Source organism: Haloferula chungangensis, assembly GCF_042664875.1.
GTDB classification, from domain to species: domain Bacteria; phylum Verrucomicrobiota; class Verrucomicrobiia; order Verrucomicrobiales; family Akkermansiaceae; genus Haloferula; species Haloferula chungangensis.
On record NZ_JBHTBS010000010.1, the window covers coordinates 87,777 to 99,625 of the forward strand.

Sequence of the window (11,849 nt, forward strand, 5' to 3'; positions counted from 1 at the left end):
AGTGGTGGCTTTGCCGCTCTGCTGACCTCGCTGACTTGGATGCGACCAAACCTTCAAACGACAACCATATTAACTCATGTTAGGACGAACTTTCTATTTGGCCGCTCTTATGGGTGCGATGCTCGCGATTCCGGTGGAGGCAGCGCCTCCGTCGAAACAGAAGCTCAACGACTATCGCGCCAAGCTATTGGCTGAGTCAGCAAGCAGCTTGTCGGGAAAGGCGCTGGCGCCCGAGTCGTCGGAGACGCTCTGGTATCGTCAGCCGGCCCGTGATTGGAACGAGGCACTTCCTTTCGGCAACGGACGCCTGGGGGGAATGGTGTATGGCGGTGTGAACCGCGAGTGGATCCAGCTTAACGAGGACTCACTTTGGACGGGAGCCAGAATTGACCACTACAAGCCCAATGCGCCCGACGCCCTGCGGCAAGCTCGCGAAATGATCTTTGACGGCAAGTATCGTGGTGCTGAAGGACTCATTAAGAACAAGTTCCTCAGCGCCCCCCCACCGTTGGACACGCATACCTATCAGATGCTCGGGGATTTGGAGCTCACGTTCCCAACTGCGGATGAGGTGATGAACTATCGCCGTGATCTGAGCCTCGATGAAGCCGTCGCCCGGGTCCGCTACGAAGTCGATGGCGTCGGCTATCTGCGCGAGATTTTTTCCAGCCCGGTTGATCAGACGATCGTCGTGCGCATCAGCAGCGACCAACCGGGCAAGGTGGATTTCACCGCCGCCCTGCATCGCCAACATCATTCTACGGTGAAGATCGTGGGCTCTGACGGACTGTTCATGTCAGGCAAGGCTCAGAAGGTGGGAAAGCAGCATCCGAAGTTTCCCTCGGGCACGAATGGTGTCCGATATGCGGCGCACATGAAAGTGATCCCCGAGGGTGGGGCTGTGTCGGCCGCGGACGGCAAGGTGCAGGTGAAAGCTGCGAACTCCGCGGTGATTCTGATCACGGCGGCTACCGATTTCCGCGGTGAGGGCCGACTGGAACTCAGTCGGACACGACTGGCGGACGCCGCATCCAAGAGTTATGCGCAACTGCTGAAGGATCACCTTGCCGAGCACCGACGACTTTACCGCCGGGTGAAGCTTGACCTCGGCGGGGAGGATGTTGCCACGAAGGCGACGGATGAGCGATTGGAAGCGGTGAAGAACGGCGCGACTGACCCTCAGCTGATCGAGCTCTATTTTAATTTCGGTCGCTACTTGATGATTTCCAGCTCACGACCTGGCAGCTCGGCGGCGAATCTGCAGGGGCTTTGGGCGGATGGCTACGCGCCGCCCTGGGGTGCCGACTATCATATCAATATCAACATCCAGATGAACTATTGGGTGGCTCAGTCGACGAATCTGGCTGAATGCCATGAGCCGTTCTTCGAGTTGATCGAATCGCTGGTGCCGACCGGCCGGAAGACGGCACGAACTCAGTTTGGTTGTGGGGGATTCGTGGCGGGGCATACCACTGACATCTGGGGAAACAGCTGGGTTTTTGGAAATCCACGCTACGGCATGTGGGTCACCGGACCGGCGTGGTGCCTGCGTCAGTTCTGGGAGAACTGGCTCTACACCGGCGATCTTCAGTTTCTTGAGGCGCGCGCCTATCCGACCATGAAGGAGTCATGTGAGTTCTTCGCGGATTTCCTGGTGAAGGATCCGAAGACAGGGAAGCTGGTGAGCGGCCCGACAACCTCTCCGGAAAACAATCTCAAGGCGCCCGACGGCAGTCGCGGATCGCTGTCCATGGGGCCGGCCATGGACCAACAGATCATCTACGAGTTGTTCACCCACACCATCCTCGCATCGGAAATTCTGGATAAGGACGAGTCCTACCGCCAGCGGTTGAAGGAACTGCGGGAAGAATTGGCACCCCCCGTGAAGATCGGAATGAATGGCCGCGTGCTTGAATGGCAGGAGGGGCTGGAGGAAGCGACGCCTGGGCATCGGCACATCTCCCACCTTTATGCCTTGCATCCCTCGTGGCAGATTTCGCCCGGCACGACGCCGGAGTGGGCGACCGCGGCGCGCAAGACGATCGATCACCGCCTGGATCACGGTGGCGGTCACACCGGTTGGAGCCGTGCCTGGATCATCAACTTCTTCGCCCGCCTTCTTGATGGAGACAAGTGTCACGAGAACCTCCAGGCCTTGTTGACCCAATCGACTCTGTCGAACCTGCTTGATGTGCATCCACCGTTTCAAATTGATGGCAACTTTGGCGCGACGGCGGGGATTGCGGAGATGCTCCTCCAATCACATGAAGATGCCAATCAGGGTACTCCGGTTTTGGCATTGCTGCCTGCTCTTCCCCAAGCGTGGACCAAGGGTTCGGTGAAAGGATTGATGGCGCGAGGAGGATTTGAGGTAGATATGGAGTGGCAGGAAGGAAAGCTCACCCGAGCTGAGATCCGTGCTACGAGGGACGGGAAGTTGCGGATCAGGCAGAATGGCAGGACGAGTGAGGAGATTTTCCTCAAGAAAGGAGAAGCCAGAATCATCGACTGATAATGATCACGAGAAGGAGCCACCAGGATCAGAGAACCCCAATAATCTCAACTGCCACGCTTTGCTCCTAGCTCACGAAACCCGAATCCAAAATGATGAATGATGGGGAGAGGCTTTGCAAATCGCAAGGAACTCCCCAGTTTACTGCCGTTGATGCGTATCGAGAAATCGATCGGCACGCCGGCCCTCACGATCACGACTTACCCATGAAGACCCTGTTAACGACAATTACCTCAAGCCTCGTCCTTGCCTCCTCGCTGATCGGCGCGAATCCCATCGTTGTTTCGGACAAGCAGTCAGGCTTTGTGGTCGAGAAGCTGACATCAACCAAGCCTGACAAGGCTGGTATCGTGATGACCCGGGAGATCAAGTTGCCCGAGTTCAAGCGAGGTGCCTATTTCCGGCCGTTTTCCGGCGGCGTCGCTCGCGGTAATCGGGTTGAGGCCGTGGCCTTCGATTCGGTCGAAGATCTGCAGTCCTACAAGCCATCCAAAACCCGCAAGTCACACACCAATGTGCAGCAGGGGCAGTTCATGCTGCTCGAACTGAAGGATGACCGCTACCTGGCACTGCTGCCGATGACTTCGGAGGAGGTTTACGGGCAGTTTTTTGTCGAGGGCGGCAAGTTGCTCCTGAAGTCCGGAAACTTCGGCCGTGACGAGGTGGAAGGTGAGGTGCCGCTGGTAATCTGGGCCTATGGTGATTCTCCCTACGCGGCGACATCGTCGGTGTGGAAGCAGGTGTTTGAATCCGGTCATGTCGCTGCCAAGCCACGTTCCGGGAAAGCCTTTCCGGAAGAACCTTACGGTTATCTGGGTTGGTGCTCGTGGGAGCACTACAAGCGGAACATTTCCGAGAAGGTCATTACGGATGCGACCAGGTCCCTTGAGGCTTCGGAGGCACCGTTTCGCTGGGTCATGGTGGATGATGGCTATTTCACGGAGATGGGCCGCAAGCTCGTCAGCCTCGACCCACTACCGAAAAAGTTCCCCAATGGCTGGGGTCCGGTGACCGATCTGAAAAATGAGAACGGCATCAAATGGATCGGAATCTGGCGCAACATGCTCGGATACATGGAGGGCATTTCGCCGGATCATAAGATGGATGACCTGAGGGATGATTTGGTCCCGGGCATGGTAACGACGCCGAAGAGTCTGGTGAAGGGCGCCTACCTGGTTCCCGCGGAAACGCCGGAGGCCGCCAAGGCGCTTCACGACATGATGGCGCGCGATGCGGTGGAAAACGGCTTCGATTTTACCAAGGTCGACTTTCAGACCAAGGCTTTCGATCTTTATGGAGGGATGGGCAATGCCGCACGAGCCTCACAGTATCACAACGCCGCGCTGGAGGAGGCATGCAAGGCAAACGGGCTGCCGCTCCTCAACTGCATTTCCCAGCCTAACATCAACTCGCTGCAGTTCAGCCACAGCGCCCTGACGCGCTCGAGCCCGGATTACAACCAGGCCGACAAGGATAAGAACAAGTGCAACACCTACCAGAGTTTTGCCAATCACCTGTGGTTGAGCCAAACCGTCTGGGGTGATCTCGACATGTTCCATTCGCATGACGAGCGGGACGTTCATCCGATGGCGATCGCGCGCGCGATTTCGGGCGGGCCGGTTTACATTTCGGACGAGCCCTCGAAGATTGACGCGGATGTGTTGATCCCGTTTGCCTACGTAAACGGCAAGCTCCTCCGCACTTCAGCACCGGCGACCTTGCTGCCGGAGAGCTTCTTCATCCATCCCTTCCGGAATGATGAAGTCTTCCGCGTGGTGGCGCCGCTGGAGGATGGGGTGGCGGCAATTGCCCTGTTCAATTTCTCCGAGAGCGGCAAGGCGCTGACCAGCGGGTTCAAGGCGCCGGACTATCGTCATGCCGGAGAATTGCTGGCGGAGGGACGTCCATGGATGCCTCCTTCCGACGGCCTGCTGGTGTATGATCGGGAGTCCCGGTCGGTAGTCGATCTGGGAGAAGGTTTCACGACCGAGATTCCAACCTTCGATGCCCGGCTTTACCTGCTTTATCCAAAAACCCAGGACTGGGCGGTGATCGGCCGCAGCGACAAGTACCTGCCGGCTGCGGCGGTGAAGGTGAAATCGGCTGGCGAAAGTGAGCTGACCTTCACCCTGATGGAATCCGGGCCACTTCTGGTATGGAGCGGAAAGGAAGCGCCGAAAATGGAGGGCGCGTCGTTCGAGCCGCTTGGCGGCGGGCTCTATCTCGCCGAACTTCCGGTAGAGGAGGGAGAGCGCGAGATTCGCATCACCCGATGAACCATGGATTCCTGTTCGGCGAGTGAGCCGGGTGGGAGCCCTGCTCCTGAATGATGCCTCGCGCGATCGGCCCGAGCGATACGAGGGTGAGCTTCCGTGAATTTCCCAACTGAGCCAGGATGTCCTCATCCCGTCGCGCCAGCTCTCAGCTCTTGGCGACCTTATCGAGCACGCCGTTGACGAATCGGCCGGAATCGGAAGTTCCGAATCGTTTGGCGAGTTCAATGGCTTCATTGATGGCAACCGGGGCCGGGACCTCGGGATCGTGGAGGATCTCCCAGGTGGCAAGGCGCAGGATCGCCCGGTCGATGGGGTCGATTCGCTCAGGCGAGAAGTTCTCGATGACGGTATGAAGCCGCTCGTCGATGCTTTCCTTTTCACCGAGCACCGAGTCCGTCATGCGGTTAGCTTCGTCGCGGAGTGCCTGGATTGAGACTCGTGTGTCCCGGATCTTGGCGAGCTCGGTGCGCTCCGGGAAATCCTCGGGGCTTTCGATCATGCGCATGCGATCGGAGATTCGGTCGAGGCGACGGAGACTGCCGGTGATGGCTTCGAGCTGCTTGCCCTTGCGGGGGTGATCCAGAAGCATCTCGAAGAAGCGCTTGATCGAAGATGATAGGTCGCGGTCGATTCGGAAGAGCTTGCCGATGGCTTCTTCGAAACGGGTGCTGACGGAGTCATCGTCGTCGTTGCGTGGGATCCGGGAAAGGGTGGCCAGCTGGGAGGACCATTCACTTTCGAGTGAAGCAATGCGATCAAGGAGAATGGAGACTTTCTCTGTGTTCGGATCGGCGCGCAGGATGGCCGAGGCGGCGGGGAGTCGTTCGGCGAATTCGTTGTGCCGCTGTTCGCGGCTGACACTCAGGTGGTGGATGGTCTTCCACGTTGCGAGCATGAGCGCGCGACGGTCTGACTCTGTAACGAATTGCCAGAATGGCTCACGAAGGGATGCTGGATCGGCACCGCCTTCAAGGTCCGCACAGTAAAGAAACTGCACGACGGCTTCGCGGATTTGGCGACGGCTAAGCATGTCGTGTTTTTTTCGCCCTACCGGTGTCTTTAGGCATGGTTCGATCGAGTTCATGGAAGACATCGACCATGGAAGCGGCGGCCCGGGCGGCTTCCTTGCCACGGTTGAGATTGGCGCCAATGCAGCGGGCATAAGCCTGCTTCTCGTCATCAACGAGAAGGACTTCATTGATGACCGGCACGCGGTGTTCGACGGCGAGTCCTTGTAGGAACTGGGTGACCGAACCGGCGACGAGGTCGGCATGGGCGGTGGCACCCTTGATGATGACACCCAGAGCGATGATGGCGGCCGGCTTTTCACGCTCAAGCACCGTGGCGACGGCAACTGGGATTTCAAAGGCACCAGGGACACGAATCAAATCGACACGTGTGGAAGGCATCAGCACGCCGATTTCATCGACGGTGTTTTCGACAAGGGCGTCTGCGAACTGTTCGTTATATTTCGCAGCGACGATGCACACACGGACACGTTGGCCCATGATTCGGGGTTGAGGCGGGAGCGCCGAGGACATGGTCGGGGTATGGCGGGCGGGAGCGTGGTTGTCAACGGGGGGACAAGCCAGAATCAAGATTCTTCAAATGCTATGGCCCATCCGGCTGCGCTTGGTCTCCAGGTAGCGCTCGTTATGGGGGTTCGAGGGACGGCTGATGGGAAGTTGCTCGACGATTTCAAGCCCGTAGCCTTCGAGTCCGACCACCTTCTTCGGGTTGTTGGTCATCAGGCGGATTTTTCCGAGTCCGATGTCCTGAAGGATTTGGGCGCCCATGCCGTAGTCGCGAAGGTCAGCAGAGAATCCGAGCTTTTCGTTGGCTTCGATGGTGTCGAGTCCCTGCTCCTGAAGCTTGTAGGCGTGGATTTTGGCAGCCAGTCCGATGCCACGTCCTTCCTGACGAAGGTAGAGAAGCACGCCTCCTTCTTCGGCGATGCGCGCCATGGCGTCGTGAAGTTGACCTCCGCAATCGCAGCGACTCGAGGCGAAAACATCGCCGGTGAGGCACTCGGAGTGAACGCGAACGAGGGTGGGCTTTTCGCGATCGATTTCACCGCGGCTGAGAGCGAGATGATGCGAGCCATCGGTCTCAATGCGGTAGAGGTGGCAGTCAAACTCGCCATGATCGGTGGGCAGCTTGATGACCTCCTCGCAAACCACGAGCTTCTCGGAACGCCGACGCCACTCGATGAGTTGCGCGATGGTGCAGGCCTTGAGGCCGTGCGTTTCCTGAAATTCTCCGAGATCACCGACGCGGGCCATGTTGCCGTCGTCGTGCATGATTTCGCAAATGACGCCGGCGGGGGGAAGGCCGGCAAGGCGAGCGAGATCGACAGCGGCCTCGGTATGGCCGGCGCGCCGCAGGGTGCCTCCGGCGCGAGCTTGGAGAGGAAAGATGTGGCCGGGTTGTACAAAGTCGTCGGGTCCGGCATCGGGATCGGCGAGGAGCTTCATGCCGAGGGCGCGATCGGCAGCGGAAATCCCAGTGGTAATGCCCTTGGCGGCATCAACCGTCACGGTGAAGGCGGTGCGTTGGACCTCGCGATTGCGGCGGGTCATCGGAGCGAGGTCGAGTTCTTCGGCCCGCTCCTCGGTGATCGGTGCACAGATCAGCCCACGGCCGTGGGTGGCCATGAACGAAACGGTTTCCTGGGTGCAGAGGGAGGCTGCGGCAATGAGATCGGCCTCATTCTCGCGTGAAGGGTCATCGGCGACGATGACGATGCGCCCTGCGGCGACATCGGCGATGATTTCGTCGATCGGACTGAATTGAAGGGCGGTTGCCATGGGCGGTGGAGACTCGCTGCTCGACGGGCGGTGGTCAAGTGGGGGAATTCGCAGGATCGGTGGGATTCAGGCGATCCGAAATCCGTGGTCATTTTCGCGATTGGATCATCCCTGATGAAGGAGAGCGGAAGATGACGCTTCGAAAGATTTCGAAGATCCTGCAGGCTTTTCACGCCGGCATCGAGGCGGGGGACGAGCGGTGGGTTTCTTCTTCGTCGTGCTGGTCAAAGGCGGGTGCAAGTCGTTAGGCTCCCTCCATGCCGACCGAATTGTTCGATCCGTCAGGGCTTCTCGAAAGAGGAGGCCCGATCATTTGGCTTCAGCTTGCCTTGGCGTTTTTCGGGGCGGTGTTCGTCATTGAGCGGCTGTTTTTCTTTCACCGCGCCCGGATCAATGTCGGGGATCTTTTGGTCGGTTTCTCGAACCATGTGCGCCGCAAGGCCTATGCGGAGGCCTTGCATGAGGCGGCGCGTGCCCCGGGTCCGGTGGCTCGGGTCGCTCATGCCGTCCTGCTGCGACACCATCTGGATCGCCGGGATTTGCGGGATGTGGCGCAGGAAGCGGGGCAGCTCGAGGTTCCGCGGATCGAGAAGAACCTGCGGGCGATTTTGGCAATTTCGCTCATCGCGCCGCTGGTCGGGATGCTGGGAACCATTCTGGGGCTCACGGATCTCTTTGAAGGGTTGCGCCAGCAGAGCGAAGGCACGGTTTCGGTGGATCTCTCGGAAGGGGTATTTCAGGCTCTGGTGTCGACAGCGTTCGGTCTGATCGTGGCGATACCTTCCTATCTCTTCTACGTCTACTTTCACGCAAGGGCGAGGCGGCTTTTCCACCGCATTGAGCGCACGGGGATCGAAATGGTGAACATCGTCTGCGACGCCCGTGCTGAGGAAGGCATGGTGCTGATTCGTGATAGCATCGGAGATCGCGACCGTCCGGAGCCCAAGAAATGAAGCTGGTCAGTACATTGCCGGAGAGGGCGGGCTTTCTGCACGCGATTCCGTTGTTCGATTTGTTCGCCCTGCTTTTGGTGTTCATCCTTCTGGGGCCATCGTTTGTGACCTTCTCGGGAGTGCGGGTCGAGATGCCGATGTCGCGCTATCAGGTCGAACGTGATCCGAATGCTGCGGTGATCACGATTACTCAGGGCGATCCAGCGGTGATCTGGCTCGAGAGGCAGCGCGTGACGGAGGCGGACATGATCCGTCAGTTGGCGGAGCGACGCGAAAAATCTGCGGCGGTCCCCACTGTTTATATTCGGTCGGATTCCGAGATTCCGGCTTCATACGAACGCATGGTGGCAGAGGCTGCCTTGCAGCAAGGATTCCGGGTGTATCTTCTCGGTCGTCCGATGAAGTCAGAAGAGTTAAAGTAGATCCGATGTTTCGTGCGCGCTCCAAACTCCAACGTCAGGATCAGGAATCAGGCCTGGTTTTCAGTTGGCGGGTGTCCCTGACAAGCAAGGCGTCGCTGGTGCTGGCAGTGCTGCTGGTGGGCTTGGTTTCGGTGGGACTGGCGACCCTTGTCAGGGTGCGGGGTGCGCAGGAATTGCCCCGGGAAAAGCAGCGTGCGAGCCTGGTGCTGGTACCCAGTGAGGGCGGGGGGCACTGGCTTGAGGCGCTGGCGATCGAGGCCGGGCCGTATCCATTCCCGTGGAATCCCGCAGCCGATCCGGCATACGCGGCGCTGCGAGGCCAGGCCTTGCGTGAGGCGGGTCGCGACCGAATCCCGTATCAATCCAAGCCCTTGCCACTTGAACTGAGCCTCGGGGCGCCTCCTGAGAGGACGAAAGCCGAGATGGGTTACTTTCCCCCGCTCCCGGAGGTTTCGAAAAAGCGGGTATTCGAACAGGCTCGCGAGACGACGCTCGGTGCCAGGGTGATTCGCTCAGGGAAGGGACCGTCCCTGCAATTGCCCCGCTTACCGCTGGCGGCGAAAGATGCGGTCGCTGCATCGGGGAGGCGTTTTCTGGTGGGGTATCAGTCCGATGGAAGGGTGAGGGAAGTCACGCCTCTGAGTCCGGAAGACACACCTGCCGATCTGGTGGGCTGGCTTGGGCGGGCGCGCGTGAGAGATCATCAGGATAAGGACGGCTGGTTGGTCGTGGAATCCACAGTGGAGCCATGATCGAAGTTACTTTGACAGAGTTGGCCTTCGTGGTCATTGGAGTGGCCATGCTCAGTGTCGTGTCCTTCGCATGGATTTCCCGCTGGGCTGCGAGTCATGCGGAGAAAAGTTCGTTGCGACATCGGATCGTCTGTCGGCTATGTTTGGCGGTTTTTGAAGACTCTGGACGTCAGGCCGAGGTGAACTGCCCGGAATGCGGGGCAAAAACCAATCGAGGCGGACCACAGGCATTGGGATGAGGCTTGCCACCCCCGGAAGCAGCATCTAAGCACGACTAAACCTGCCTCGCGCAAACAACTCATGAGCGAAAGACGAATCGTCATCACTGGAATCGGCTGTGTCAGCCCATTGGGCAACGACCTGGAAAGCACTTGGGACGCCATGAAGGCGGGCCGCAGCGGGATTGCGCGGGTGACCCATATCGATCCCGAGCCCTATGGCTGCCAGATTGCCGGCGAGGTGAAGGACTTCAAGCCGGAAACCTACTTCAAAAATCCCAAGGATTGTCGCCGCGCTGACCGCTATGTGCAGCTTTCGGTGGCCGCCGCGCGCATGGCATTGGATCATTCGGCGATTGATCCCGAGGCCGTCGATAAATTCCGCACCGGCGTGATGCTCGGCAGTGGCATTGGAGGTCTCGGCACGCTTGAAAACGAGCACAGCAAGATCGTGGAAGGAAAGATCGGCCGCGTCTCGCCCTTCCTGATCCCGATGATGATCGCGAACATTTCCAGCGGAATTTTCTCAATGGAATTTGGATTCGGCGGTCCAAACATGTCGATCGTGACGGCATGTGCGACTTCCAATCACTCGATCGGTGAAGCCTGGCGTATCATGAAGTTCGGCGATGCCGATGTGATGATTGCCGGTGGTGCTGAAGCGAGCATTCTCCCCTGTGGCCTCGCCGGATTCGGCAACATGAAGGCCCTCAGCACCCGCAATGATGACCCGCAGCGGGCGTCACGTCCCTTCGACGTCGACCGTGATGGCTTCGTGATGGGTGAAGGGGCTGGCGTGGTGGTGCTTGAGACGCTTGAGCACGCCCAGAAGCGGGGTGCCAAAATTTACGCGGAACTGATCGGCTACGGCATCAGTGCCGATGCCTACCACCTGACCTCTCCGCATCCGGAAGGTGAGGGCGCAAGCCGTTGCATGGACATGGCCCTTCATCACGGTGGAGTGAATCCGGAAGACGTGCAGTATGTGAATGCCCACGGCACTTCCACGGGGCTCGGTGACGTGTGCGAAACCAAGGCGATCAAGCGGACCTTCAAGGATCACGCGAAGAACGGGCTGCTCGTCAGTTCGACCAAGTCCATGACGGGTCACCTGCTGGGCGCTGCGGGTGGCGTGGAGTTGGCCGCTTGTCTGATGGCCATCCGTGATGGCATCATTCCTCCGACCATCAACCTGGACAACCCGGATCCCGAGTGCGATCTGGACTACGTACCAAAGGTCGCACGCGAAGCGAAGGTCGACATCGCCCTGAGCAACAGCTTCGGCTTCGGAGGTCACAATGCCTCGCTGCTGGTGAAGCGCTTTGCGTAAGCTGAAGGGAAGGGGGGAGTTGGTCGAAGGACCGGCTCTGCTCCCTGCTGTCTGGAGTTCCGGAGGCTCTGTAAGGGAGTGACGGCGAAGGCCGCTTACGGATTCGCGCCAACTGGTCGGCTGCTTCAGTCCGGTAACTAACAGGGCACAAAAAAACGGACACCGTCTCCGGTGTCCGTCGTTTGAAATGGGTAGGCTCGTGAGAGCTTCAGGCTTGGGCAGCAGCGCGGGCAGCAGCGGCTTCTTCAGCCTTGGCTTCCTGACCGGCGCTCACGTAACGCCAACGGACCTTGTGACGCTTCGGCGCGGTGCGCATCTTGCGAATCTTGCGTTGGGTAGGGGATTCGAAAGCACGACGGCGACGCATTTCCTCGAGGATGCCCTCGGTATCCAGCTTGGTCTTCAGGCGTTTCAGGGCACGGTCTACCGGTTCGCCTTTTTTGACGCTTACTCCACGGATATCTTGGTCGCTCATTCTTAGTTCTTTCTACGTTCCTTTTAGGTCGGGCGCGGAGGCTCGTTGGATCGGGCTACCTTGTCAAGGCAGGAATTGGCCCGAATTGGAGGATTTTTCCTTAA

Annotated in this window: 10 protein-coding genes; 6 read left to right on the plus strand and 4 right to left on the minus strand. The window is 59.0% G+C overall.

Going from position 1 to position 11,849, the window contains the following annotated elements:
• The first annotated feature begins 76 nt into the window (after positions 1 to 76).
• Together ACFQY0_RS16795 and ACFQY0_RS16800 are read left to right on the plus strand one after the other, a co-directional pair.
• Positions 77 to 2,512, plus strand: coding sequence for a glycoside hydrolase family 95 protein (locus tag ACFQY0_RS16795; protein WP_379714776.1), 2,436 nt, complete (start codon positions 77 to 79; stop codon positions 2,510 to 2,512).
• Between the two features lie 206 nt (positions 2,513 to 2,718).
• Positions 2,719 to 4,788, plus strand: coding sequence for a Sip1-related alpha-galactosidase (locus ACFQY0_RS16800; RefSeq protein WP_379714777.1), 2,070 nt, complete (start codon positions 2,719 to 2,721; stop codon positions 4,786 to 4,788).
• A gap of 145 nt (positions 4,789 to 4,933) precedes the next feature.
• Here ACFQY0_RS16800 and nusB read toward each other — a convergent pair whose 3' ends face one another.
• From nusB to ACFQY0_RS16815, 3 genes are all read right to left on the minus strand, one after another.
• On the minus strand, positions 4,934 to 5,818 hold the full coding sequence (gene nusB / locus ACFQY0_RS16805; RefSeq protein WP_379714779.1) for a transcription antitermination factor NusB: 885 nt from the start codon (positions 5,816 to 5,818) through the stop codon (positions 4,934 to 4,936).
• Positions 5,811 to 6,296 carry a 6,7-dimethyl-8-ribityllumazine synthase gene (ribH, locus tag ACFQY0_RS16810; protein ID WP_379714781.1) on the minus strand — a complete coding sequence of 162 codons (486 nt, stop codon included), beginning with the start codon at positions 6,294 to 6,296 and terminating at the stop codon, positions 5,811 to 5,813. Before ribH ends, nusB begins: the two co-directional genes overlap by 8 nt.
• A 96-nt stretch (positions 6,297 to 6,392) precedes the next feature.
• Entirely contained in the window at positions 6,393 to 7,595 is a 1,203-nt protein-coding gene (locus ACFQY0_RS16815) for a bifunctional 3,4-dihydroxy-2-butanone-4-phosphate synthase/GTP cyclohydrolase II (RefSeq protein ID WP_379714783.1), read from the minus strand.
• Positions 7,596 to 7,852: 257 nt separating this feature from the next.
• Here ACFQY0_RS16815 and ACFQY0_RS16820 point away from each other — a divergent pair, with 257 nt between their 5' ends.
• From ACFQY0_RS16820 to fabF, 4 genes are all read left to right on the plus strand, one after another.
• The gene (locus ACFQY0_RS16820; RefSeq protein ID WP_379714786.1) at positions 7,853 to 8,548 is read left to right on the plus strand and encodes a MotA/TolQ/ExbB proton channel family protein; all 696 of its coding nucleotides are present in this window, start codon (positions 7,853 to 7,855) and stop codon (positions 8,546 to 8,548) included.
• Positions 8,545 to 8,970: an ExbD/TolR family protein gene (locus ACFQY0_RS16825; protein WP_379714789.1), complete on the plus strand. Its 426-nt coding sequence runs from the start codon at positions 8,545 to 8,547 to the stop codon at positions 8,968 to 8,970. Before ACFQY0_RS16820 ends, ACFQY0_RS16825 begins: the two co-directional genes overlap by 4 nt.
• Positions 8,971 to 8,975: 5 nt before the next feature.
• Positions 8,976 to 9,722 carry a hypothetical protein gene (locus ACFQY0_RS16830; protein ID WP_379714791.1) on the plus strand — a complete coding sequence of 249 codons (747 nt, stop codon included), beginning with the start codon at positions 8,976 to 8,978 and terminating at the stop codon, positions 9,720 to 9,722.
• 300 nt (positions 9,723 to 10,022) lie between these two features.
• A complete protein-coding gene (gene fabF / locus ACFQY0_RS16835) occupies positions 10,023 to 11,270 on the plus strand; it encodes a beta-ketoacyl-ACP synthase II (protein ID WP_379714793.1) in 1,248 nt (415 codons plus the stop codon).
• Between the two features lie 208 nt (positions 11,271 to 11,478).
• Here fabF and rpsU read toward each other — a convergent pair whose 3' ends face one another.
• Positions 11,479 to 11,745, minus strand: coding sequence for a 30S ribosomal protein S21 (gene rpsU / locus ACFQY0_RS16840; protein ID WP_379714795.1), 267 nt, complete (start codon positions 11,743 to 11,745; stop codon positions 11,479 to 11,481).
• Between the last annotated feature and the right edge of the window lie 104 nt (positions 11,746 to 11,849).